General features: G+C 34.3%; 19 protein-coding genes. 8 read left to right on the forward strand and 11 right to left on the reverse strand.

What is annotated here, in order from left to right; translation table 11 throughout:
• Positions 1 to 59: 59 nt before the first annotated feature.
• Complete coding sequence (locus LO744_RS08935) at positions 60 to 944, reverse strand: cyanophycinase (protein WP_230668738.1); 885 nt, start codon at positions 942 to 944, stop codon at positions 60 to 62.
• A 198-nt stretch (positions 945 to 1142) separates the two neighbouring features.
• Here LO744_RS08935 and cphA point away from each other — a divergent pair, with 198 nt between their 5' ends.
• A complete protein-coding gene (gene cphA, locus LO744_RS08940; RefSeq protein WP_230668739.1) occupies positions 1143 to 3770 on the forward strand; it encodes a cyanophycin synthetase in 2628 nt (875 codons plus the stop codon).
• A 45-nt stretch (positions 3771 to 3815) separates the two neighbouring features.
• On the opposite strand, the gene LO744_RS08945 is transcribed toward cphA, so the two are convergent.
• The 9 genes from LO744_RS08945 to LO744_RS08985 all read right to left on the reverse strand — a co-directional run bounded on the left by LO744_RS08945 (position 3816) and on the right by LO744_RS08985 (position 13583).
• Positions 3816 to 4271 (reverse strand): hypothetical protein, encoded by a 456-nt coding sequence (locus tag LO744_RS08945; RefSeq protein ID WP_230668740.1) that lies wholly within the window; start codon positions 4269 to 4271, stop codon positions 3816 to 3818.
• Positions 4272 to 4286: 15 nt separating this feature from the next.
• Positions 4287 to 5471: a hypothetical protein gene (locus LO744_RS08950; RefSeq protein WP_230668741.1), complete on the reverse strand. Its 1185-nt coding sequence runs from the start codon at positions 5469 to 5471 to the stop codon at positions 4287 to 4289.
• A 397-nt stretch (positions 5472 to 5868) separates the two neighbouring features.
• Positions 5869 to 6702 carry a type 1 glutamine amidotransferase gene (locus tag LO744_RS08955; protein WP_230668742.1) on the reverse strand — a complete coding sequence of 278 codons (834 nt, stop codon included), beginning with the start codon at positions 6700 to 6702 and terminating at the stop codon, positions 5869 to 5871.
• Between the two features lie 29 nt (positions 6703 to 6731).
• Positions 6732 to 7853, reverse strand: coding sequence for a carboxylate-amine ligase (locus LO744_RS08960; protein WP_230668743.1), 1122 nt, complete (start codon positions 7851 to 7853; stop codon positions 6732 to 6734).
• A gap of 25 nt (positions 7854 to 7878) precedes the next feature.
• Positions 7879 to 8832: an ATP-grasp domain-containing protein gene (locus LO744_RS08965; protein ID WP_230668744.1), complete on the reverse strand. Its 954-nt coding sequence runs from the start codon at positions 8830 to 8832 to the stop codon at positions 7879 to 7881.
• Positions 8833 to 8881: 49 nt separating this feature from the next.
• A complete protein-coding gene (locus LO744_RS08970; RefSeq protein WP_230668745.1) occupies positions 8882 to 9592 on the reverse strand; it encodes an alpha/beta hydrolase-fold protein in 711 nt (236 codons plus the stop codon).
• 90 nt (positions 9593 to 9682) lie between these two features.
• Positions 9683 to 10894 carry an ATP-grasp domain-containing protein gene (locus LO744_RS08975; protein WP_230668746.1) on the reverse strand — a complete coding sequence of 404 codons (1212 nt, stop codon included), beginning with the start codon at positions 10892 to 10894 and terminating at the stop codon, positions 9683 to 9685.
• Between the two features lie 140 nt (positions 10895 to 11034).
• Positions 11035 to 12450: a M17 family metallopeptidase gene (locus LO744_RS08980; RefSeq protein ID WP_230668747.1), complete on the reverse strand. Its 1416-nt coding sequence runs from the start codon at positions 12448 to 12450 to the stop codon at positions 11035 to 11037.
• Between the two features lie 17 nt (positions 12451 to 12467).
• Positions 12468 to 13583 (reverse strand): alpha/beta hydrolase, encoded by a 1116-nt coding sequence (locus tag LO744_RS08985; protein ID WP_230668748.1) that lies wholly within the window; start codon positions 13581 to 13583, stop codon positions 12468 to 12470.
• A gap of 178 nt (positions 13584 to 13761) precedes the next feature.
• On the opposite strand from LO744_RS08985, the gene glgB reads away from it, so the two are divergent.
• The 7 genes from glgB (at position 13762) to apaG (ending at position 24360) form a co-directional block, all read left to right on the forward strand.
• Positions 13762 to 15711, forward strand: a complete 1950-nt coding sequence (glgB, locus tag LO744_RS08990; protein WP_230670522.1) for a 1,4-alpha-glucan branching protein GlgB — start codon at positions 13762 to 13764, stop codon at positions 15709 to 15711.
• Positions 15708 to 17114 carry a glycogen synthase gene (locus LO744_RS08995; RefSeq protein ID WP_230668749.1) on the forward strand — a complete coding sequence of 469 codons (1407 nt, stop codon included), beginning with the start codon at positions 15708 to 15710 and terminating at the stop codon, positions 17112 to 17114. The genes glgB and LO744_RS08995 overlap by 4 nt, the downstream gene beginning before the upstream one ends.
• 16 nt (positions 17115 to 17130) lie before the next feature.
• Complete coding sequence (locus tag LO744_RS09000) at positions 17131 to 18399, forward strand: glucose-1-phosphate adenylyltransferase (RefSeq protein ID WP_230668750.1); 1269 nt, start codon at positions 17131 to 17133, stop codon at positions 18397 to 18399.
• A gap of 176 nt (positions 18400 to 18575) precedes the next feature.
• Positions 18576 to 19616: an SRPBCC domain-containing protein gene (locus LO744_RS09005; protein WP_230668751.1), complete on the forward strand. Its 1041-nt coding sequence runs from the start codon at positions 18576 to 18578 to the stop codon at positions 19614 to 19616.
• A 123-nt stretch (positions 19617 to 19739) separates the two neighbouring features.
• Complete coding sequence (locus LO744_RS09010) at positions 19740 to 22553, forward strand: 2-oxoglutarate dehydrogenase E1 component (protein ID WP_230668752.1); 2814 nt, start codon at positions 19740 to 19742, stop codon at positions 22551 to 22553.
• A 99-nt stretch (positions 22554 to 22652) separates the two neighbouring features.
• Positions 22653 to 23891 carry a 2-oxoglutarate dehydrogenase complex dihydrolipoyllysine-residue succinyltransferase gene (odhB, locus tag LO744_RS09015; protein ID WP_230668753.1) on the forward strand — a complete coding sequence of 413 codons (1239 nt, stop codon included), beginning with the start codon at positions 22653 to 22655 and terminating at the stop codon, positions 23889 to 23891.
• 82 nt (positions 23892 to 23973) lie between these two features.
• Positions 23974 to 24360, forward strand: a complete 387-nt coding sequence (gene apaG / locus LO744_RS09020; RefSeq protein WP_230668754.1) for a Co2+/Mg2+ efflux protein ApaG — start codon at positions 23974 to 23976, stop codon at positions 24358 to 24360.
• Positions 24361 to 24411: 51 nt separating this feature from the next.
• On the opposite strand, the gene LO744_RS09025 is transcribed toward apaG, so the two are convergent.
• Positions 24412 to 24966: a 3'-5' exonuclease gene (locus LO744_RS09025; RefSeq protein WP_230668755.1), complete on the reverse strand. Its 555-nt coding sequence runs from the start codon at positions 24964 to 24966 to the stop codon at positions 24412 to 24414.
• Between the last annotated feature and the right edge of the window lie 59 nt (positions 24967 to 25025).

Below are 25025 nucleotides of genomic sequence, written 5' to 3' on the forward strand. Positions count from 1 at the left end.
TTAATTATTTGACTTAAATATATAAAAAAAGTGAAGAAAAACTTCACTTTAATTTATTTTTACGTTTGAGGTATCGGATTAAACTGCGAATTTTCTATCGTCAGCTTTCTTGTTGTTAAATCATAATGATCGTTCATCGACATGACATGAACCGTAAGATTGTCAATTGAAATCGGCTCACCCAAATTGATGTTCGTAAGATTGGTATCTTTAATGAATCTTCCGTCAACAATAATTACCAATCCAGATCCTACTGCAGTCATTATGTCATTGTGAATAAAAAGCCCGGTGTCTTCACCTAAGCCAATTCCTAATGTTCTAGGATTATTGACAACCGCTTGGAAAAGTCTTCCGATTCTTCCTCTTTGTACGAAATGCGTATCTACAATTACATTATCGATTAATCCTAAACCTTGAGTGGTCTTGATTTCACCTTTCAATAAAGCTTCAGAGCTGCTTCCCTGATAAATCATATTCTCAGAAGCTGCTGCAGCTCCTGCTGAAGTTCCGGAATAGATAAAATCTTGCTCCTGATATTTCAGTAAAATAGCATCGTGAAATCTAGTTCCTCCTAAAATTGAAGTCAATCTTAATTGGTCTCCACCTGTAAACATCACAACATCTGCTGCATTGGCTCTTGCAACAATAGCATCAGAATTAGCTTCTTCACGATTGTGAATATCTAATATATTGACGTTTTTGGCTCCTAAAAATTCAAAAGCTTTTTTATATTCAGCACCCACAATTTGAGGGATTTGCGACGCAGTAGTCACAACCTCGATGATTGAGTTTTCTTTATTTTTAGATTCAGTAATGATTTTTCTTAAAATCCCCCTTTCAAAAAAGTTGAGATTTTTTTCCACATTCTGGTCGTAATCGGTCTCCGAAAAACTGCCTTTATTAACAGCTCCACCAATAATAATTAATTTTCCAACAGGTTTCATAGCTTGCAAATTTAAAAAATAATAAATTGTTAATGCAATGTAAACTCATTTTTAACGTATTTGCTTTGATTTATAATCGATTACACAAATTATATTTTTTTAATAAATCTTTAATAACGCTATGGTTTTGTTTAAGGTTTTGCATTATCTTTGATTTAGAAAGATGTTTTTATTAATATAATAAGGTATAGCTAAACTATGAAAATTGAGAAGATACAGGCTTTGCGTGGTCCAAATATTTGGAGCATAAGAAGAAAGAAGCTGATACAGATGCGTTTGGATCTGGAGGAAATGGAAAACTTTCCTACCAATAAAATCGAAGGTTTTCGTGAAAGAATAGAACGTCTTATGCCTTCGCTTATTAGTCATCGTTGTTCTGAAGGAACGATAGGCGGTTTTTTTCATAGAATAGAAACCGGAACTTGGATGGGGCATGTGATTGAGCACATCGCCTTAGAGATTCAAACTTTAGCGGGTATGGATACTGGTTTTGGACGAACACGTGAGACAAAGACTCCCGGAGTTTACAACGTAGTGTTTGATTATATAGAAGAAAATGCAGGGATTTATGCTGCTGAACAAGCGGTAGAAATTGCTTTAGCTTTAATAGAAGATAAAGATTATGATGTTAATGCCTGTATTCGAAAATTAAAAGAAATAAGAGAACGTGTACGATTAGGTCCTTCTACTGGAAGTATCGTTGAGGAAGCTGTTTCAAGGAAAATTCCGTGGATACGACTGGGCAGCAATTCTTTAGTGCAATTGGGTTACGGGATTAATCAACAGAGGTTTCAGGCGACAATTACTGGGAATACAAGCTCAATTGCTGTAGATATTGCGTGCAATAAAGAATTAACCAAAAGAATGCTTCATGATGCTGCAATTCCTGTTCCGATGGGAGATTTAATTGTAGATGAAGAAGAATTACAAAGCGTTATCAAGAAAATTGGATATCCTATCGTGATTAAACCTTTAGACGGAAATCATGGCAAAGGTTCTTCCATTAATGTCAATGATTGGGTTTCTTCGGTTATTGGGCTAGAACATGCTCAAAAATATTCAAGAAAAGTAATTGTTGAAAAGTACATTACCGGATACGATTTCAGAGTTTTGGTGATTAATAATAAAATGGTTGCGGCGGCGAGAAGAGTTCCTGCACATATTGTAGGAGATGGAGAGTCTAATATTGAGCAATTAATTGAAAAGGAAAATCAAGATCCAAGAAGAGGGTATGGACATGAAAATGTGTTAACCGAAATTAATGTTGATAAAGATACTTTAGAATTACTCGAAAAACTTCAATATACGTTAGAAACGGTTCCTCAAAAAGGGGAAATAGTTTATCTGAAATCTACGGCGAATCTTTCTACTGGTGGTACTTCTATTGATGTAACCGATATGGTGCATCCTGAAAATATCACAATGGCAGAAAGAATTTCAAAAATCATTGGTTTAGATGTCTGTGGAATCGATATTATGGCAGAAAATCTTACTCAACCTTTGAAAGAAAGCGGTGGAGCGATTATCGAAGTAAATGCAGCGCCTGGTTTCAGAATGCATTTGGCTCCAAGCGAAGGTCTTCCGAGAAATGTTGCGGCTCCGGTTGTTGATATGTTATATTCACAAGGAAAGCCTTTTACGATTCCTATTATTGCGGTAACCGGAACCAATGGTAAAACAACAACGACAAGACTAATTTCTCATATCGTTAAAAATAATGGCTATAGAGTAGGTTTTACTACATCTGATGGAATTTATATTCAAAATACGATGTTAACGAAAGGGGATACTACCGGTCCCATTTCTGCGGAATTTATTCTAAAAGATCCTACCGTAGAATTTGCCGTTTTGGAAACTGCACGTGGTGGAATTCTTCGTTCAGGTTTAGGGTTTTCTCAGTGTGATATCGGAGTTTTAACCAATATTAAAGAAGATCATTTAGGAATGAATGATATTCACAATCTAAAAGATCTTACCAAAGTAAAAAGGGTAGTGCTCGACAGTGTAAAGAAAAACGGATGGAGCGTTTTGAATGCTGAAGATGAATATTCAATGAGAATTATCAACGACTTGCCAAGTAATGTTGCGATTTTCAGTTTGGATGAAAATAATCCATACATCAAAAAATTTGCTAAAGAAGGTCGTATAACTTGTGTTTACGAAGAAGGTTTTGTAACCATTAAAAAAGGTGACTGGAAGATCAGAATTGGCAAAGTAAAAGACTTCCCGATTACGATGGAAGGAAAGGCAAAATTCATGATTGATAACGTTTTGGCGGCAAGTTTAGCTTGCTACCTTTACGGTTTCGGAATTGAAGATATTTCCAACTCACTTCGTACATTTATTCCAAGTGCACAGTTGACTCCTGGAAGATTGAATGTATTTAAATTTAAAAACTTTAAAGTTTTAATAGATTTTGCACACAATCCTTCAGGTTACGAAGCAATTGAAGATTACCTTAAAAATGTAGAGTCAACCAAAAAAATCGGAATTATTTCTGGTGTTGGAGATCGTCGAGATGAAGATATAAGACTGTGCGGAAAAATTGCCGGAAGAATGTTTGATCATATCATCATTAGAAATGAAAAACACCTTCGTGGACGAACAGAAGAAGAAATCAATAGCTTGATTATCGATGGAATGCAATCTTCGGGAAGAGATGTAAGCTATGAGACGATTCCCAAAGAAATTGAAGCCTTAAAACATGCCATGGGAATGGCGGAAGATGGTACTTTTATTACCGCTTTAAGCGATGTTATTTCCAATGCGATTGACCTTGTTCAGGAATATCAAGCGAGAGAATTGCTTGAGGATGATAGGATTTAATTAATATTTTCGGCGGCCTTTTTATAGTCCGCCGATTTTTTTTACTTATGAGTCATTTTTTTTCACTTTTAATATTCCGAACTTTTTAAGTTCAATTATTTCTGTGAAAGCATCATAAGAGTCAGCTTTCCAAATATTGTTGTGATATATGAATGATAAAAATTCTACCCAGTATTTATTTCTTTGAAAATTTATCTGCAAATTATCTCCTTCTTTAGGATGGTAATCAAAATCAAAACAATTTTTATTATTTATATTATCAAGTACGAATTCTTCAGTTAAGGAAAATCCAATTTTTTCACTTGGCATGTCCAAAAGACCCATAATTCCTTCATTACTTTGATGACCGATATATTCGTAAATTATCCAGCTATAAGATTCTTTAGAGTTTGGTAGCTTTTTATTCTGGAATTTTTCTAATTTTTGATGAATGTTAATTATTTCCAGGTCTTTAAGCTCCAAACAAGTACAAAACTTTAATTCATTTGAAATTTCACACATTTTAATATAGTTGTATTATTCTTCTCCAAAAAACGCATGAGAACTTCCAATCCAAATGGCATCTTTTTTATTAAAATCTACATTCACCATAGCTGCTTTGGTCATTCTTGAAAGGTTTTGAATTAAAATAGGGTGCTCTTCATTTTCCTTCCAGATATAAAGTAAACGGATTTCTGCTCTTGAAAAATCTCCGTTGATATCTTCAAAAATAGGTTCGTAGTTTACTTTTCGCTGCAAGATATAATTTTCTTTGTCTAAAATAGCATCTGTGATTTCTTTGGTTGGATTTAAATTGACACCGCTTCCTGCAAAAGAAAACAAAGGTTTTAAAACAAAGTTTTCTAAATTTTCATTTTCAGGGAATTCGTGCAGGAAATAGCTTTTTGGGACAAATTCATGTTGTAGTAAAGGCAAAAGATATTTAGAAATTTTGAAAAACCAATTCGGATGTGTAATCCATTCTACATCTGCTTCCTCACGGAAATTAAATTCAGTTTTAAGATTAGGAATTTTATCAAGCTCATCAAAAATAACGCGGTTGTAAATTCTTTTAATTCTAATCAGTTCGCCACTATGTTCATAAAATAATTGATTTTCCTGCTTTTTTACTTTTGTAAGACAAACAGTTTTTATCCCTAAAAGTTTCTCTGTTAAAGCAAAATCAATGGCTGTTTTTTGTTTTTCAGGATAAATTTCAAGCAAAATAACGTTTTCAGGATTTTCTTTACCAACAATCAATTCATATAAATGTTTTTGGTAATCTTCAGGCGAAATATTATTTTTCAGAGTATTTAAAAATGGATAAACCTCACAAAAAGTATCTTCATAAACATTCTGAAAAGCATACAGCGAAGGAAAAGCTTGCAGCTCTATCAGTTGAGGTTCTATTTTACCGTTCTCGCTTCTGCATATTCCAAAATCGATGGTGAAAAAATGAGGCTGTTTGGTGTCGTTGGGAACTTTACAGTTTTCAGGAATTGATTTTTCTAAAGTTCCTGCAGGAAAATTTTTAATTTGATTAATAATACTTTCACTTGCCGAAACTAATTTTTCTTTGAATTTATGAGTCAAAAAAATCGGACTTTCAGACAATCTGAATGTAGGTTGTATGCCGCTTTTTTCTTCTAAGATTGATTTTATCTGATCGTATTTTTCGCTGGTGAATTCTTCGTTAAACTGTTTTCTGTATTTTGGAATCATATTTTTTCTTTTGTGATTTAAAAAATCGAACAATGTTGCTCGATTTTATTGATTTTTTTGAACTTTAATTTTTTTAAATTTAAATGGAAATAATTTCTCTCGCAGATTTTGCTGATTAAGCAGATTAATTTCTCTGTTTTTAATATGCTAAATATTTGAGGATCATATAAATATATGACAAAAACTTAAAGTCTCTTTTTAACCACAAAAGCATCAAAAGAAATGATTGGAAAAAGAGAAGTTCAAAAGTTTACAAAATGTTTTTTTTAATTTATCACTTGTTTTGTTAGCTTTTGGATGACTTATCTATTATAAAATATTTTGTCACTTTTGCGTTAAAAAAAATGTCATGTACTAAATAATTAACTTACTTAATGTTTAGAAAATTTAAAAATATCTAAGCTGTTGCCGTCTTTTGTTTCAAAATATTTCTCTTAGCATCGCTTAAAAAGCGAGGTAGAATTTGAGATTGTGTAAGAACAATTTTGTCTTCGTCATTAATTCGGTCTACGGTTTCCAGATATTTTTCCATACCGAAGTTTTCAATCATGGCTTCTTTATTTTTTTCATCTTTCAGATTTTCCAGCATTCCATCAGGATTAGCTTCTGGATGAAACTGTGTTCCGAAAATTTCATCAGAAAATCGAACTGCCATAATTGCTCGTTCAAGATCGATATGTGGACGGGATTTTTCAATCGCCACCATTCTCATTCCCAATTCTTCAAAACGCTCTATATGAGGCTCAATAAATTGATACGCTCTGGAATCTACTGCATAAAAAGGATCAGGTAAGTTTTTGAATAAAAATTCATCTTCACCTTCTTCTGTTTTGTGAATAGGCTGCACACCAAATGAGTAAGATTTTCTTTTGCAGATATTCCCTAAATCCCAATGAATACTTGCTAATTGGAAGGAATGACAAATTAAAAAAAGATATTTCTTGGCTTCATTCTGCTTATTGTGTTCATAAACTTCATCTAAAAAATCTGCAAATTTCTGTTCCCATTCAAAACCTTCACGGTGAGGATTTCCCGGTCCGCCAGATGAAATAAATATATCAAAATCCTTAATATTTGGAATTTCATTTTTATGTCTTACATCAAAGCTTGTAATGCTAATATTTTCTTCCGATTGCTTTTTGAAGTTTTCAGAGATTTCTTTAATATTTTTAAATCCCTGATTTGCCTGATTATTATTCATATCCAGCAAAGCAATTCTTACCTCTTTCATAACTTCATAATTTCTACAAAGTTATAAAATTATTGCGAAGCAGTTTCGCCATGAGTGATGCCATATTCTGTCTCAGAAATCATATAATCAACAACTTTCTTGAGGTCTCCGGTTTCTTTGTAAATAGCCAATTGACGGTCTGCGCCGGTTCCGTTTTCCAAAATTTTCCAAGCATATTCTACTTCTTTTCTGCATCCTAATTCATCTACAACATCATCGATAAACTCTAAAAGTTCTTTTAAAAGATCAGGATAGGGTACCGATTCTTCTTTACCAAAATCAATCAGTTTAGAATGAATTCCATCTTTGGAAGCACGCCATTTGTTTTCATTAAGCAGTAACCTTCGGTAACTTCTGAAACTTAAATTTTGCTGATGAAGTTTATAGATTTTAGCCACTAAACTTTGCATAATTGCCGCTAAACAAACTGTTTCTTCAATTCTTAAAGGCATATCGCAAATCCTGAACTCAATGGTAGGATAAAAGGGATGAACACGCAAATCCCACCATATTTTTTTAGCATTATCAATCGTTCCGGTTTTTACCAAAAGGTCAACATAGCTGTCAAACTCTGCCAAAGAATTAAAATAACTTGGAATACCGGTTCTTGGGAACTTTACGAAGATTTCCTGTCTGTAAGATTTAAAACCTGTACTTCTGCCAATCCAGAAAGGTGAATTTACCGAAAGTGCATACACATGCGGAAGGAAATAACGCATGACATTCTGTATTCTCACGCCTTCTTCACGATTGGGAATCCCGATGTGAACATGCAACCCGAAAATTAAATTTCCACGGGCAACATCACCCATATCGTCTACAATTTTATTGTAACGTTCGCCGTTTGTAATCGTATTGTGTTCCCAGTTTGAAAAAGGATGAGTTCCACCTCCGGAAACTCTTAAACCTTGTTCGTGGGCGGTATTAATTAAATGTCTTCTAAGATTGGTGAGTTCAGCTTGTGCTTCCTGAATGTTTTGGCAAATTCCGGTCTCCATTTCAATCATTGATTCGTGCATTTCATGCTTTAAATTTTCACTTAAAACAGCTTTTCCGCCTTCAATAATTTTTGAAACATGAGAAATTAAATCACGGCTTTCAACATCGATAATCTGATACTCTTCTTCGATTCCTATTGTAAATTGATGCATTTTTTTTCAGTGTTTTTTTTAGGTTTTATTTTACAGAGTCCTTTACGAAAGTTCCCCATGAAATATTTGGTTTTCCGGGAACGTATTCTTTAGCTTTTTCAATGGCTAATTTTGCTGAATGCTCTACAATCCAGGCAAAATTTTCTTCTCCTACAGAGTTTCTGTCTGCATCCGGAGCAGGGTTACAGAAATCAATAGCGTAAGGAATTCCGTCTCTTACCGCAAATTCTACGGTGTTGAAATCATATCCTAAAGCCTGATTCATTTTAATGGTATAATCATGAATTGTTTTCAGTAATTTTTTTAAATCCTCACCTTCTGTTTGATGAGTCGTTTCATATCTCAAGTGAGGTGCATTTCTTGGCTCATAAGGCATAATGTGAACGTATTTTTGTCCTAAACAATATACTCTGTAATAATCCTGAAATACAATTTCTTCCTGAACCATCATTACCAACTGTTCTGTTTCGCTCAGTTTATCCCAAAGGTCTTGCGGATTTTCTACTCTGTAAACGCTTTTCCAGCCACCCCCATCGTGAGGTTTCATATAAGCCGGAAATCCTACGTAATCAAAAATATATTCCCAATCGTGTGGAAATTTTAGGTTTCTGAATGAAGTTTCTGAAGTATCTGTAGGTCTTTCATGTGAAGGAAGCAAAACAGTTTTCGGTAAAGGTATTCCAAGTTTTGACATCAAAGCATTGTTGAAGAATTTTTCATCGGCACTCCACCAAAAAGGGTTGTTAATGACATAGGTTCCATTTAAAGCTGCATTTTTCAGATAAGCTCTGTAGAAAGGTACATCTTGAGAGATTCGGTCAATAATTACGGCATAACCATAATCTGCACCTTGTTCCAGTTTATCTATATTTACTGCTTCAGCGATGATTTCACCGCCTCCGAGTTCGTTTACTTTATCAATGAATGCCCACGGAAACGTATCTTCCATACCGAATAAAATTCCTACTTTTTTTGCCATAATTTTTGTTTTTTTTAATGTTTACTATTAATATTTTGTTTTTTGATACTTAAAAAAATGTACCGATATACGTTGGGAAGACCATTCTCCAAAGAGGCCAGTCGTGATTAATCCATTTTTTTTCATCATACCAAAAATTGATTCCTTTGGAGGCTAAAATTTCTGCCATTTCTACATTTTTTTCTTTGCAGATATCTTCATCAGAAGTACTCAAAACAATATGCATATGTTTATATTTCCAAGCTTCATCATTTTTTACAAACTCTCTTGGACAATTAAAATAAACCAGTTCATCATCATATCCATCCATGAAATTTCTGATGCTAAACGCTCCCGAAAGACAGAGTAAATGTGAAATTACATCCGGAAATCTGAATGCAAAATTCGCAGCATGATAGCCTCCAAAACTCGCTCCTGCAATGGCAACACGATGGGTCTGATGTATTTTTTGAATGTAAGGAACAAACTCCTGAATTAGAAACTGTACATATTTTTCATAATTTCTGATTCTTTGCTGAGGCGAAATTTTTTCGTCATAAAAAGTCCACGCATCGATTGTTTGAACGTTATATAGCTTTACTTTTCCCTGCTCAATAAAATAATTAATGCTGCTGTTCAGGTGAAAATCGTGATTTTGAGTATATAAACCCTGAGAAGTAGGAAACATAATAATCGGATAACCGTAATGACCTGTAACTTCCACTTTAAGGCTTGTTCCTAAAATATTGGAATAATAATCTGTATGTTCTATATGAGGCATATTTTTTATAATTGATAAGTAATGAGTAATAGATAATAATTTTGCATCTAACATCTAACATCTAACATCTAACATCTAACATCTAACACTTTAGCTTGATGGCTTATCTTTCGGAGGAAGCACATTCAACATTTCTGCATGAATTTTTTCTGCTGCGGAATCAAGTCTTTCCTGAACAACGCCAGAATCTTTTGATTTGTAAACAATTCCCACATGGTAATCGATAGGAAGAAATTTTACGACTTCTTCACATTCAAAATCTTTATAATTGGGAGCTAAATCTTTAATCAATGCCACAATTAATCCCGAATAATATCCCGTTGGTTTTGAAACTTCGTAATGATTTCCTCTTAAAAGTGCATCTTCAATTCTTGCCCATTCACGCCAAATATTAATGTTGCTCGAAGCTTCCACTAAATCGGGAATATGCGCACCTCCAACTCTTGAAGAGGTTTCTAAAAAATACCATTTTCGGTCTTCTTTACCACGGATGAATTCTGTATGCGTTGCGCCATTCATCAAACCAAAATTTGATAAAACTTTGGCATTAGCCTCTTCTAAAGCTTTAAACTCATCAGAATATCTTCCTAAAGTTTTGGTTCTGAAAACACCGCCTTCGTGAGAAACCTGCATGGGTGGAGCGAGATATTTTGAAGCGGAAGTAAAGACAATTTCTTTATTAAAAGTTAAACTATCAACATGATAAACATCTCCAGGTTTAAAACTTTCGAGAAGAAATAAATGTCTTTCTTCACCCAGTTTCTCCAATGCTTCCCAAAGTTCTTCCTGCGTTTTTAATTTTTTAATTCCTGATGCTGAAGCTTCCGAGCGTGGTTTTAAAACCCAGGGCGGAGAAACTTTATCGGTAAAATCTCTTACTTCCTCATTATTAAATACAGCAGTAAATTCCGGAACATTGATTCCCGAATCTTTTGCTTTTTGACGCATCGCCAGTTTATCTCTGAAATAGCGGTGCGTTGTTTGCCCCATTCCGGGAATACGAAATGTTTCACGAATCAATGCTGCCTTTTCAACGTCATAATCGTCCAAAGCAATGACAGCATCTACTTTTCGGGTCTTCATCAGATGAGAAAACCCCTGAATAAGATGGTCGAGATTCCATACCGAAGGTTTAAGTTCCGGCATATAGAAAACCTCATCGACAGCGTGCCATGGCCAGTTTTTTTCTTTTAAATTTTCCGATGTTATGAGGATGATTTTATTGCCGAGTTTTTTCATCTCGTCCATAAAATCGTAACCTTTATAATAGCACGAAATGCATACGATGGTTTTCTCCTTCATATAATGATTTTTAATTTTTATTAAATTATAAAAAATAAAAGCTTATGATTATTGATTATTTAATATTAAAAATTGATAATCGGTGTGCTTTTGAAAATTACTAATCAAGTATAAGGAGAAAAATTTTAAAAAACTAATTTTTAATAATAATTTTCGATTAAATCGGCCAGCAATTGCACTCCAAAGCCGGTTGCTGCTTTTTCTTTGGCATATCCTACATTTCCAAAGGCAACTCCTGCAATGTCTAGATGCGCCCAATTTGGATGGTTTTCGATAAACTGTTCCAAGAATTTTGCCGCAATAATACAATCTCCAAGAGGCTTCATTGATATGTTTTTAAAATCAGCAACATCAGATTTAAAATCATCTAACCAGATATCCCATAAAGGCAAATTCCATAATCTCTGATTGGTTTTATCACCGGTTTTAATCAATAGATTTTTTAACTCTTCATTATTAGAAAACATGGCGCCGCAAGTGTCTCCAAACATTCTCACAGAACTTCCTGTAAGGGTTGCAAGGTCAATTAAAATATCTGTTTTATAATTTTTTGAAAGATAAGAAAGCCCGTCAGCAAGAGTCATTCTACCTTCAGCATCGGTGTTTAATACTTCGATTGTTTTTCCGTTGTACGCGGTGATTACATCGCTTGGCAAATAAGCGTTTTCTGAAATTGCATTGTCGGTAATCGGTAAAATCGCGGTAATGTTAACGGGAAGTTTCATTTTGGATGCGTAAATTAACGCTCCAAGAACGGCAGTGGCACCTCCCATGTCAGATTTCATATAATGCATATTGTCTGAAGCTTTCAAAGAAATTCCTCCGGTGTCAAATAAAACACATTTTCCTACAAGTCCGAAAGTTTTGGCATTTTTCTCGGTGGTTTTATATTCTAAAATTGTAAAAGCCGCATCATAAGCACTTCCCTGATTAACAGACAGGAAAGCTCCCAAGCCAAGTTCTTCGCATTTTTTTCTGTTGAATGCCGTATATTTTAAATCATTTTTCTGGGCTAAATTTTTCAAATATGCATTGAAAATTTCAGGTTTCTTTAAGTTAGCCGGTTTGTTGAGCCAATCCTGACAAGCAGTTTGTCCGTCGCAGATAGCATTAATTCTTTTGGAAATATCCTCCAGTTTTTTCTGGCTTAAATTTTCAAAGTGTAGCTCAAAAGATTCGTTCCAGAAAGTGTGGGTTTTGTTAAAAGGGTAGTTGTAAGTTCCTAGGAGTAATCCTTTTGTGAATTCTTCAAACTGTTTTTCATTAATAAATTCAGAAACTAATAAAGTAGGCACTTTCTGAATATTTTTTTTCTGAGTCTGAGAAAATTTAAGTCCAATTTGCTGAAATTCAAAATCTTTTAAACTTTCTTTTCCAAGACCAATATAATAAATGATGGTTTCTTCATTGGTTTCAATGAAAACTTCTTGCTTTTTTCCAGCAAAAAGAAATGCTATATTTTTATTAAAGTTTTTAGAATTTAAGGCCCAAGATTCTTCTGTAAATAATTGAAAAATCTGTGTGTATTGTTTATTTTTTTTGTTTAATAATTTCATTTTTAAAAAGTTTTATTTTAAATATTTTCCTGCTTAGGTTTTACTTCAACAGGATTTTCTGTATTGTTATAGAAAAGCCATTCAATTGCCCTCGGGAATTCCTGTGACCAGTAAAATTCGTTGTGTTCGCCATCTGGGTTGATGTTAGTCTTAAATTCAAAATCAAAAAGGTTTTTCTTTTCCCATCGTTTCAAATAGTTTTCAAAAACCTGAATTCTTTTTACCATTTTAGAACCTTCACGTTCACCACCATACAGATAAATTTTCGTTTTAAAAGGAACTCTGAAGTTCATCATGGGGAAATTATTGGTAGGCTCTATCCAAAGAGAAGGAGAAAAAATAAGCAGCTTAGAATATACTTCAGGATAAAGAAATCCGCTGTAAATACTGATGAGTGCGCCTAAAGAACTTCCGCCAATTCCGGTGTTTTCGCGGTCTTTTTTGGTACGATAATGCTCGTCAACAAAAGGTTTTAAAGTATCAGTAACAAATCTGATGTATTTTTTTCCTTCAGACCCGTTGGCTACATTATCGTTGTCGAAAATATATTCTTTAATTCGGTCTTCATTACCGTGTTCTACAGCGATGACGATGATGTCTCCACGACCATATTCTGCAAGAATAGACAGTTTTTTATCGATTTCCCAATTTCCGTACTGACTTCCTTCATTAAATAAATTTTGAGCGTCCTGAAGATAAAGCACAGGGTATTTTTTGTCTGAAATATAATAATCATAGGGTAGAAGTGCCCAAACTTTACGGTAACGGTCAAGCTGCGGAATGTAAAAATCTTCAGAAATAACTTCTACAATAGGAAAAAACTCATCTTTGAAAGGTCCCCAATTGAATCTCCATTTTTCTACAAAATCATTGATTACTGCAGATTTTTTTTTGACTTTCCTGTTGGGTGTAATATTTCCGTATTTGTCTAGTTCTACATTTTCCCAACCTCCTTTGGTGAATTTATATTCTATGTCATCATTGAGTAACTGGTCATCAATATTAATGCTGTAGGTATTTTCATCAGAAATTTTAAGCTGAAAATTGTAATCTTTCGGATTCCATTTATTAAAATTTCCGGTAATGAAAATAGGTCTGGTGTCTTTTTCTGCCGTACTGAGTGTAAATTTCATTCTGTGTTTTTAACGGTTTTAAAACTTTTAAATTTATAAAAAATATTTTTATGAATTCTTTTTAATATTGACTAAAAATAGCTCTTTCCACGGGAAAAGTTTATATATTTGGTAGTCATCGTAATTCAGTGAAAAAAAAAGAGATGCTGATGATGACTTAGACCAAAAACCGATTATGATGAATTTTGTAAAAACCTACACCCTTTTTACGGATCATGATGTTTATCTTTTTAAAGAAGGTAAACATTATAGACTCTACGAAAAGTTTGGTGCTCATTCTGTTGAAAAAGACGGAATAAAAGGGGTTTATTTTTCGGTTTGGGCTCCGAACGCTAAAAAAGTTTCTGTCATCGGAAATTTTAATAACTGGAATCACCGCGAGCATATCCTTTTCCCAAGGTGGGATGAATCTGGGATTTGGGAAGGTTTTATTCCGGTACTTTCCTGGGGTACGCTTTATAAATATGCCATAGAAACGGTTCAGGGAGGAATTTTAGAAAAAAGTGATCCTTATGCATTAAGCTGGGAGCAAAATCTACAAGCCGCATCAATGGTTTCTACCAATTGGTATGAGTGGGAAGATCACGAATGGCTTGAAAAACGCTGGCAAAAAAATAGTTTAGATGCTCCGATTTCGGTTTACGAAATACATTTAGGCTCTTGGATGCAGAATGAAAATAATCCTAAAAAATTTCTGAATTATAGAGATATAGCTTCCAAACTCGTTCCATATATTATTGAAATGGGTTTTACTCACGTAGAATTTATGCCCGTAATGGAATATCCTTATGATCCGAGTTGGGGATATCAGATTACCGGTTTCTTTGCGGCAACTTCTCGTTTTGGTTCACCACAGGATTTAATGTTTTTGATTAATGAACTTCACAAAAATGATATTGGTGTTATTTTAGACTGGGTTCCTTCACATTTTCCCGGTGATGCAAATGGTTTACATCGTTTTGATGGTTCTTATTTATACGAACATGAAGATCCGAGAAAAGGTTTTCATCCTGATTGGAAGTCTTATATTTTTAATTACGGAAGAAATGAAGTGAAATCTTTCCTGATTTCAAATGCTGTATTTTGGTTTGATCGCTATCATGCAGACGGACTTCGTGTTGATGCAGTAACTTCGATGCTTCATTTGGATTATTCTAGAAATGAAGGTGAATGGGAACCTAATATTTATGGCGAGAATGTAAATCTTGAAGCAAAAGCTTTTCTTCAGGAATTTAATACAGCCGTTTATAAAGAATTCGGAAATAATATCATGACCATTGCCGAGGAAAGTTCAGATTTTCCAAAGCTGACAAAACCTGTACATGAAGGCGGAGTAGGATTTGGAATGAAATGGATGATGGGCTGGATGCACGATACTTTATTTTATTTTAAGCAGGATTCTGTAAACAGAAAAGATTATCATAACAAGCTAACTTTTTCTTCGATGTATATGTATAATGAAAATTATATGATTCCGCTTTCACATGATGAAGTGGTGCATGGAAAAGCAAGTTTGATTTATAAAATGAAAGGAGATGAATGGCAAAGATTTGCCAATCTCAGAGCTTTGTATGTATATATGTTTACGCATCCCGGAGCAAAATTATTGTTTATGGGCGATGAATTCGGGCAAACCAACGAGTGGGATTTTCAGAAAAGTTTAGATTGGCACTTATTACAATATCCGGTTCATAAAGGGTTACAGAATTTAATAAAAGATTTGAATCACCTTTATAAAAATGAAACGGCGCTTTTTGAAAATCAATTTAATCAAAATGGGTTTGAATGGGTTGAAGCAAATGATCAGGATAATTCTGTCTATATTTATTTAAGGAAAGGAAGAAGAAGGGATGATGTTTTTATGGTGATTTTAAATCTCACGCCAAATGTTTTAGATTATAAAGTGGGTGTAAATTTATGTACACACTGGGAAGTAGTTCTTAATTCAGATGATGAAAAATATAATGGAAGCGGAGTTGAAGCTAATATTTTCAGAGAAGACCATGATGAATGGATGAACCGTCCAAGATCAATAAGCCTTAATCTTCCTGCGCTTTCCGGAATCGTTTTAAGACAGAAAAAAGATAAAAAGTATAAATTAAATAGGATTAAACAACACAAAAAATGACAATATTTCACCTCAGTACAGAATGTTATCCCGTAGCAAAAGTTGGCGGACTTGCAGATGTAGTTGGTGCTCTTCCAAAGTATCAGAATAAAATAAAAGAGGTCACGGCAAAAGTAGTGATGCCTTGGTACAACAAACATTTTGTATACGACTACGATTTTGAAGTAGTCTTTGATGGGTTTATTCATCAGGGTTCCAATATGCTTCAGGTGCAGGTAATGAAAGAAACTACCGATGTTTTGGGGTTTGAATTGTTTATGGTGAAAATACCGGGATTGCTCGATCGTGAAAATCCTTATGGTTACGAAGATGAAAGTTTTCAGTTTTTAGCCTTTCAGCACGGCATTCTGCATTGGTTGTCTGCGATGAAAATTCGACCTGATGTTTTGCATTGTCACGATTATCATACCGGCTTAGTTCCTTTTATGATAGAAAATTGTGATGAGTTTGAATTTCTGAAAGGGGTGAAAACGATTGGAACGATTCATAATGGAGAATATCAGGGAATGATGAGTTGGGATATGGTGAATTATATGCCTGCTTTTGATCATCATAAATGGGGACTTCTCGATTGGAATGGTTTTATCAATCCTTTAGCGAGTATGATTAAATGCAGCAGTGCTTTTACAACGGTTTCTGAAGGATATCTTGAAGAGTTATTTGTGAGTTTCAGAGGTCTTGAAAGTTTGGTGAGAGAAGAGTTTTCTAAAGCTTACGGAATTATCAACGGGATTGATACTGATGTGTGGAATCCACAGACCGATCCGATGATTGATTTTAATTTTAATAGTAAAAATGCACTTAAAATAAAGAAGAAAAACAAGGCTAAACTTTGTAAAGAGTATGGTTTGAATCCTGATCTTCCTTTATTTGCTTTCATCGGAAGATTTGCCACTGAAAAAGGTGCAGATTTGTTACCTGATTTAATTTGGAGAAGCATCAAACAAAGCTTTGGAGGTTTAAATATCATCGTTCTCGGTTCGGGAAATGCTTATATAGAACAACAGCTGAAAGAATTGGATTCTGTATACTCCAATTTTGCGACAGATATAGGGTACAAAGAGCATCTTTCTCATAAAATTTATGCTTCGGCAGATTTTTTGTTGATGCCTTCCAGAGTTGAACCTTGTGGTCTCAATCAAATGTATGCAATGCGGTACGGAACTGTTCCTGTGGTAAGCTATACTGGCGGATTGAGAGATACCGTAAAAGATATTACAACCGGAGGTGCTGGCTTAAATTTTACCTATCCCGGAGTCGACGATATTATTCACGCAATGAGTCGTGGTGTGGATATTTACAAAAATAAAGCGCAAATGGATGAATTGGTGTTATCTAATATGAAATTTGACTTTGCCTGGGAAAAATCAGCAGAAAAGTATTTAACTTTATATAAAAATTAAAAAAACGCAGATATTTATGAAACACAACGTTATTTCTATTGTGTTGGGAGGAGGTAGAGGAACAAGGCTTTTTCCATTAACTTATACAAGGTCTAAACCCGCTGTTCCTATTGCAGGAAAATACAGATTGGTAGATATTCCAATCTCAAATTGTCTTAATTCTGGACTGAATAAAATTTTGGTTTTGACTCAGTTTAATTCGGCTTCCCTTAATTCACATATTAAAAATTCTTATCACTTTGATATTTTCAGTCAGGGTTTTGTAGATATTTTGGCAGCGGAGCAGAATGTTGACAGTGATAGCTGGTTTCAGGGTACAGCAGATGCGGTTCGTCAATCGATGAAGCATTTAGAAAAGTATGATTATGAATATATTTTGATTCTTTCCGGAGATCAATTGTATCAAATGGATTTTAATGAAATGCTTGATTTTCATATTGAAAAAGGAGGTGATGTAACGATTGCAACGATTCCCGTAAATTCTAAAGATGCTACAGGTTTCGGAATCTTAAAATCTGATGATGAAGGAAACATTACTTCATTCGTAGAAAAACCAGCATTTGATGAGCTTGAAGGTCTGCAATCTGAAGTTTCAGACGAAAATAAAGTGAAGGGAAAAGAGTTTTTAGCCTCAATGGGAATTTATATTTTCTCTAAAAGTATTTTGAAAAAAATGTTTGAAGAAGGTGCTGGAGACGATTTTGGAAAAGATATTATCCCCAATTCTATCGGAAAATATACGACTTTAAGTTATCAGTATGAAGGATATTGGACGGATATAGGAACCATTGAATCTTTCTACGAAGCCAACTTAGATTTGTGTCACGATTTTCCACAATTTAATCTTTTTTCATCAGCGCCTATTTTTACGCGTGCAAGAATGCTTCCGCCATCGAAAGTTAATGGTTCTTACGTAAGCAAGGCTGTTTTTGGTGATGGTTGTATTATTATGGCAGATAAAATTGAAAATTCGGTGATTGGAAACCGTACAAGAGTTGACAAAGGAAGTACCATTGTTAATTCATATATTATGGGGTCAGATTTTTATCAAAATACAAATGATATTGTCAGCAATGATCAAAAAGGACTACCTAATATGGGGATTGGTAAATATTGCTACATTGAAAAAGCAATTTTGGATAAAAACTGCTACATTGGAGACAATGTAAGAATCATTGGTGGGAAACATCTTAAAGATGGCGATTACGGAACCCATTCTGTACAAGACGGAATTGTTGTGGTAAAAAAAGGTGCAGTTCTGAAACCAGGAACTCATATTGGATAAGAGGCTGGAAGTTTGGTACAGGAAGCTGGATGTTTTGAGAGCTAATAACTTTCAAGCTTAGTTTTTAATTCAAAATTTTTACAGTCGAACATCAAACATCCAATACCCATCAAAAAATAAAAAACAAGAGTGATCAAGTTATTGGTCACTTTTTTTATTTGTATTACTTTTGTGTGATGCGTTTTTTCAAAATTATAGCGGTTATTGTAGTATTGTTGGTGGGAGCTTATGCGGCTTCTATGTACTATTTTGTGGATGAAAGTAAAAGGTTTACCATAGAAAAAGAGGTAGATTATCCTTTAGAAAAGGTTTTTAATCAGTTTAATAATTTACAGAACTTTACCCGTTGGAATAATTTTTTCTCCAGCTCAAAAACCATTACCATTGACTATTATTCGCCTTACGAAGGGCAAGGAAGTGCCATCAGCTACGATGATCCTAAAAGTAAAGATGGCGGCGAAATGTTTATCCGCTACGAAAATCCGAATAAAACCTTAAGGTATCAGCTTTTCGAAGATGAAGATGAGAATCCTACTTTAATTGATGTGAAATTTACAGCAGTTTCACCGGAAAAAACAAAAATTACATGGTATGTTCACACTCCAAAATTATCGGTTTTATCTAGAGCTCAGAATTTTTGGACGGAAGATAAATTTGCAGATAATATTGAGAAAAGCATGCTTAATCTGAAAAATGTGTTAGGCAATAAAGTAGAAAAAGACAATCAGTTGGCTGCCATAAAATATGATAGTCTGATGGTGGAAAAAGAAGAGGAGAAAATGATTTTGGGTATCAATGTAAGTACATCTAATAAAAAAGATGCCTTGTATAAAAATATTGTCATGAATTACAACAAGGTCAATAATTTTGTAACGATGGATTTAGGTAAAAAAAATGATGAGGTAGGGTATCCTGTTCTTATTACCGATGCCGATAATTTTAAAGATAACGAAGTCTCTTATTTTTTCGGAATTCCTTTATCAAAAAAAATAGGAGTTGCCGATAATAATTTTAATTTCAGATCTGTGAGCCCTACAGAAAATTATGTAATGTATTACAAAGGTTCTTATCCGGGAAGAATAAAAGCAATTCAACAGCTTATACAAAAGGCAAAGAAAGACGAAATGCGTTATGGTGATGTTTATCAGACTTTTATAGAGCCACCTGTAGACGGTAAAGATGTTAATCTTAAACTTTCTCTCTCTGTTTATAGATGATTTTTTCCCAATTATCTTTTTTATATTTTTTTTAAGGTTTTGAGGTCATCCCAACTCGGTTTTTTTTATTAAATTTGAGGATTAATACGTTAAACAAAATTTAATAATAGATAAACTGTAATAATGGACAGATTTTCATTCCTAAACGCAGCTCATTCTCAGTTAATTGAGGATTTATACCAACAATACTTAAAATTCCCTGACTCTTTAGAACCATCATGGAAAGCCTTTTTTCAAGGCTTTGATTTTGCAATTGAGAACTACAGTGATGATGAAAGCATCCAGTATGTACAAAATTTGGTGAAATCTTCTCCTGCTGTGCAGCAAATTTCTCAGGCAGCATCAAACGGTGAAGTACCAGAGCATATCAAAAAAGAATTTAAGGTGGTAAACCTTATAGAAGCTTACAGAACGAGAGGTCACTTGTTTACAAAAACAAACCCTGTACGTGAAAGAAGGCATTACACACCAACTTTGGATATTGAAAATTTTGGTCTTGATCAATCAGATCTAAATACAAAATTCAACTGTGCTGTTGAAACAGGGATGAAAGGTCCTGCAACTTTAAAGGATTTGATTGCACATTTACAAAGCATCTACTGTGATTCTATTGGTGTAGAATATATGCACATCAACAATGTTCAGGAGAAAGACTTTATCAAGCAGTGGCTTCAGGTAAACGAAAACCACCCCATTCTTTCTTCAAACGAAAAAACTGAAATTTTATTAAAATTAAATCAGGCAGTTGCATTTGAAAATTATCTTCATACAAAATTCGTAGGGCAGAAAAGATTCTCACTAGAAGGTGGTGAAACTTTAATTCCTGCTTTGGATCAGTTGATCTCAAGATCTTCTCAGCTAGGAGTAGATGAGGTTGTTTTGGGGATGGCTCACAGAGGAAGATTGAATGTTTTAACGAATATTTTCGGAAAATCGTACAAGCAGATTTTCTCAGAATTTGAAGGAAAAGAATTTGAAGAAGATGTATTCTCGGGTGACGTAAAATATCACTTAGGATCATCTAAAAAAATAAAAACAGCTTCTGGAGAAGAAGTAGCTATCAACTTAACGCCAAACCCGTCTCACTTAGAGACTGTTGCAGCTTTAGTTGAAGGTATTTGTCGTGCAAAAGTAGACGATAAGTATAAAGATTATTCTAAAGTTTTACCAATCATTATTCATGGTGATGGTGCAATTGCGGGACAAGGTATTGCTTACGAAGTTGCTCAGATGATGACTTTGGAAGGGTACAAAACGGGTGGTACCGTACATATTGTTGTAAATAACCAGGTTTCATTTACAACAAACTATATGGATGCTAGATCTTCTACATACTGTACAGATGTTGCAAAAGTTACAGAATCTCCTGTAATGCACGTAAATGCTGATGATGCAGAAGCGGTGGTACATGCTATTCATTTTGCTGCTGATTTCAGAGCTAAATTTGGTAAAGATGTATATATTGATTTATTAGGATACAGAAAATATGGTCACAACGAAGGTGATGAGCCAAGATTTACACAGCCTAATTTATATAAATCAATTTCTAAGCACCCGAATCCTAGAGAAATTTATAAAGATAAATTACTGAAAGATAACATTACCTCAAATGATGTTATCGCAAAAATGGAAACAGAGTTCAAAGCACTTTTAGATAAAGATTTTGATGCTTCAAAAGAAATCGAAAAGAATGTAATGGATATTTTCATGGCAGATGACTGGACTAATTTCCCGATTGCAAAAAGAGGAGCTGTTCAGAATGCTGTTGATACAAAATATGACTTAGAGAAGTTGAAAGAATTGGCTATTAAAATGTCAACGCTTCCTACAGATAAAAAATTCATTAATAAAATTACGAGACTGTTTGATAACAGAATCAAAGCAATTGAAGGAAACTCTTTAGATTGGGCTTTAGGAGAATGGTTAGCTTACGCTACACTTCTTGTAGAAGGTCACAACATAAGAATTTCCGGAGAAGATGTTGAAAGAGGAACTTTCTCTCACAGACATGCCGTTGTGAAAACTGAAGATACCGAAGAAGAATATGTTCCTTTAAAAGAAGTTTCAGAAAGCAGATTTGATATTTTCAATTCTCACCTTTCAGAATATGGAGTTTTAGGATTCGATTATGGGTATGCAATGGCATCTCCTAATACTTTAACGATTTGGGAAGCTCAGTTTGGAGATTTCGTAAACGGTGCTCAGATTATTGTTGACCAATATTTGGCTGCAGCAGAAGAAAAATGGAAGATTCAGGACGGTTTGGTCATGTTGTTACCTCACGGTTCGGAAGGTCAAGGTGCAGAACACTCTTCAGCAAGACTAGAGAGATTCCTTACACTTTGTGCTAACGAAAATATGGTCGTGGCGAATATTACTTCTCCTGCCAACTATTTCCACTTATTAAGAAGACAATTGAAATGGTCATTCAGAAAACCATTAATTGTAATGAGTCCGAAATCTTTATTAAGACATCCAAAAGTGGTTTCTCCGCTTGAAGATTTCTCAAACAAAGGATTCCAACCTATTTTAGATGATCCTACGGCAGATCCAGCAAAAGTTGAAAAATTAGTGCTTTGTTCAGGTAAATTATACTTCGAACTATTAGCTAAAAAAGAAGAATTGAATTGTGAAAATATTGCATTGGTAAGATTCGAGCAGTTGTATCCATTACAAAATGATGCAATTGAAGCTATTTTTGCTAAATATGACAATAGAAAATCAATCATTTGGGCTCAGGAAGAACCAGAAAACATGGGAGCTTGGTCTTATATCTTAAGAAATTTCAGAGATACAGGAATTCAAGTTGTTTCTCCGGTACAAAGTGGTGCTCCGGCTCCGGGAAGTCACAAAATGTTTGAGAAAAACCAAAATGCTGTGATCAACAGAGTGTTCGACAGAGATGATGCTCCGGCTAAAAGACCAGTAACAGCTTAATAAAAAAAATAGAAACTAGAAATTAGAGGTTAGAAATTAGTCTTTTATCTATTTTCTCAAAGTCTTAATAAATATCAATTAAAAAATAAAAAATACGATATGTCAATTTTAGAAATGAAAGTTCCTTCACCGGGAGAATCAATTACAGAAGTTGAAATTGCAACTTGGCTTGTAAAAGATGGTGATTACGTACAAAAAGATCAACCAATCGCTGAAGTAGATTCAGACAAGGCAACTTTAGAATTACCTGCAGAAGAAAGTGGTATTATTACTTTAAAAGCAGAAGAAGGTGAAGTGGTACAAGTAGGTCAGGTTGTTTGTTTAATTGATATGGCTGCGGCGAAACCAGAAGGTACTGCTGCTGAAGCTCCAAAACAGGAAGAAGCTAAAGCTGCTGAACCTGCAAAAGCTGAAGCTCCAAAACCAGCTCCGGTTGCTGCTCAGTCTTACGCTACAGGAACTCCTTCTCCGGCTGCCAAGAAAATTCTTGACGAAAAAGGAATCGATGCTTCTCAGGTTTCAGGTTCTGGTAGAGACGGAAGAATCTCTAAAACTGATGCTGAATTAGCTGCCGTTCCTGCAATGGGAGGAAGCTCTTTAACAGCTACAGGGGCGAGATCTACGACTACAACTAAACTTTCAGTTCTTAGAAGAAAAATCGCTCAGAGATTAGTTTCTGTAAAGAACGAAACTGCAATGTTGACGACTTTCAACGAAGTTGATATGTCTGAAATTTTCAGATTAAGAAAGCAATATAAAGAAGAATTTGGCCAAAAACACGGAGTAGGACTTGGTTTCATGTCTTTCTTCACAAAAGCAGTTACCAGAGCATTACAAATGTATCCTGATGTAAATGCATCAATCGACGGAGATTTCAAAATTAATTACGATTTCTGCGATATTTCAATTGCGGTTTCAGGTCCTAAAGGATTAATGGTTCCGGTATTGAGAAATGCTGAAAATATGTCTTTCAGTAGTGTTGAAGCTAATATCAAAGACTTAGCAATCAAAGTAAGAGACGGTAAAATTACAGTTGACGAAATGACAGGAGGTACTTTCACGATTACAAACGGTGGTACTTTCGGATCTATGTTGTCTACACCAATTATCAACCCGCCACAATCTGCAATCTTAGGAATGCACAACATTATCCAAAGACCGGTTGCGGTTGACGGACAGGTTGTTATCCGTCCAATGATGTATGTTGCAATGTCTTACGATCACAGAATTATCGACGGTAAAGAATCTGTAGGATTCCTTGTTGCGGTAAAAGAAGGGATCGACAATCCTGTAGAAATTCTATTGGGTGGAGACGAAAGAAAAGGCTTAGGATTATAATATTTTTTCAAATAGATATATATCTACAATCTCGCCTTAAAAAAGGCGAGATTTTTGTATTTACTAATTTAAATTGAATGAAATGTTTTCTAAAATTACTTCTAACATCAAAGTTTCGGTAGACCCTGAATATGATAGTAAGAACTCTTATCCTTCAGAAAACCGTTACGTTTTTAAGTATAACATCGTTATTGAAAACGATGGCGATTTCCCAATTAAAGTCCTAAAGAGAAAATGGCTTATTTTTGATGTAGGATTTGGGTTTACAGAAGTTGTCGGCGATGGGGTAATAGGTCTTACTCCAGATGTAGTAGCTGGTGATAATTTTGCTTATTTTTCGAATGTAATGCTACGTTCAGGCGTAGGAAGTATGAGCGGAAAATATCTGGTTGAAAATTCAAATACCAAAGAACAATTTGAAATTGATATTCCAAAATTTAGCCTTTTATCTGAAGTTTTAAGCAATTAATAGAAGCTTAAATTATTTAATCAGAGAAATATTTGAACTGAAAATTAAATATTAAAGCGCTTTAATTTTCAGTTTCATAAAATCTGATACTTCATCATTGCTGGTAAGAATAAGCTTTTCAAAAGCTAAAAGTGATATTCTGGCACAAGCTTCCGCATCATCTCCGGCTCTGTGATGTTTAAACTGAATATTATGATATTCTGCAAGATGCTTTAAACCATATTTTGGAAGATAATTCCATGATTTTTTGGCTAACTGAATACTGCAGAGATAATTTAATTTTGGGGTAAACATGCCATAATAATCAAGGCAGCCTCTTAAAACACCGGCATCAAAACTTGCATTGTGGGCAATCATCAATGTGCCATACATCATTTCTTGTACTTCATGCCAAATTTCATCAAACCTAGGTGCATCTTTTACATCATTGGGTAAAATACCGTGTACATCAATATTTCTTTGATGAAAATAAGGGAAACTTGGCGGTTTTATCAGCCACGTTTTGGTTTCCACAATTTTAGAATCCTGAACAATACAGATTCCTAATTCACAAGCAGAATTTCTCTCGTGAGTAGCCGTTTCAAAATCTAATGCGCAGAAATCCATAAAGTTTTTTTATAATTTATTATTGATAATTTTAAAACCTAAAACCTAAAACCTAAAAC

The organism is Chryseobacterium turcicum, from assembly GCF_021010565.1.
Taxonomy (GTDB): domain Bacteria; phylum Bacteroidota; class Bacteroidia; order Flavobacteriales; family Weeksellaceae; genus Chryseobacterium; species Chryseobacterium turcicum.

Excerpts from the sequence above, each read along its gene's own strand:
- LO744_RS08935 (WP_230668738.1), bottom strand. The coding sequence starts at position 944 with ATGAAACCTGTTGGAAAATTAATTATTATTGGTGGAGCTGTTAATAAA.
- cphA (WP_230668739.1), top strand. The coding sequence starts at position 1,143 with ATGAAAATTGAGAAGATACAGGCTTTGCGTGGTCCAAATATTTGGAGC.
- LO744_RS08945 (WP_230668740.1), bottom strand. The coding sequence starts at position 4,271 with ATGTGTGAAATTTCAAATGAATTAAAGTTTTGTACTTGTTTGGAGCTT.
- LO744_RS08950 (WP_230668741.1), bottom strand. The coding sequence starts at position 5,471 with ATGATTCCAAAATACAGAAAACAGTTTAACGAAGAATTCACCAGCGAA.
- LO744_RS08955 (WP_230668742.1), bottom strand. The coding sequence starts at position 6,702 with ATGAAAGAGGTAAGAATTGCTTTGCTGGATATGAATAATAATCAGGCA.
- LO744_RS08960 (WP_230668743.1), bottom strand. The coding sequence starts at position 7,853 with ATGCATCAATTTACAATAGGAATCGAAGAAGAGTATCAGATTATCGAT.
- LO744_RS08965 (WP_230668744.1), bottom strand. The coding sequence starts at position 8,832 with ATGGCAAAAAAAGTAGGAATTTTATTCGGTATGGAAGATACGTTTCCG.
- LO744_RS08970 (WP_230668745.1), bottom strand. The coding sequence starts at position 9,592 with ATGCCTCATATAGAACATACAGATTATTATTCCAATATTTTAGGAACA.
- LO744_RS08975 (WP_230668746.1), bottom strand. The coding sequence starts at position 10,894 with ATGAAGGAGAAAACCATCGTATGCATTTCGTGCTATTATAAAGGTTAC.
- LO744_RS08980 (WP_230668747.1), bottom strand. The coding sequence starts at position 12,450 with ATGAAATTATTAAACAAAAAAAATAAACAATACACACAGATTTTTCAA.
- LO744_RS08985 (WP_230668748.1), bottom strand. The coding sequence starts at position 13,583 with ATGAAATTTACACTCAGTACGGCAGAAAAAGACACCAGACCTATTTTC.
- glgB (WP_230670522.1), top strand. The coding sequence starts at position 13,762 with ATGAATTTTGTAAAAACCTACACCCTTTTTACGGATCATGATGTTTAT.
- LO744_RS08995 (WP_230668749.1), top strand. The coding sequence starts at position 15,708 with ATGACAATATTTCACCTCAGTACAGAATGTTATCCCGTAGCAAAAGTT.
- LO744_RS09000 (WP_230668750.1), top strand. The coding sequence starts at position 17,131 with ATGAAACACAACGTTATTTCTATTGTGTTGGGAGGAGGTAGAGGAACA.
- LO744_RS09005 (WP_230668751.1), top strand. The coding sequence starts at position 18,576 with ATGCGTTTTTTCAAAATTATAGCGGTTATTGTAGTATTGTTGGTGGGA.
- LO744_RS09010 (WP_230668752.1), top strand. The coding sequence starts at position 19,740 with ATGGACAGATTTTCATTCCTAAACGCAGCTCATTCTCAGTTAATTGAG.
- odhB (WP_230668753.1), top strand. The coding sequence starts at position 22,653 with ATGTCAATTTTAGAAATGAAAGTTCCTTCACCGGGAGAATCAATTACA.
- apaG (WP_230668754.1), top strand. The coding sequence starts at position 23,974 with ATGTTTTCTAAAATTACTTCTAACATCAAAGTTTCGGTAGACCCTGAA.
- LO744_RS09025 (WP_230668755.1), bottom strand. The coding sequence starts at position 24,966 with ATGGATTTCTGCGCATTAGATTTTGAAACGGCTACTCACGAGAGAAAT.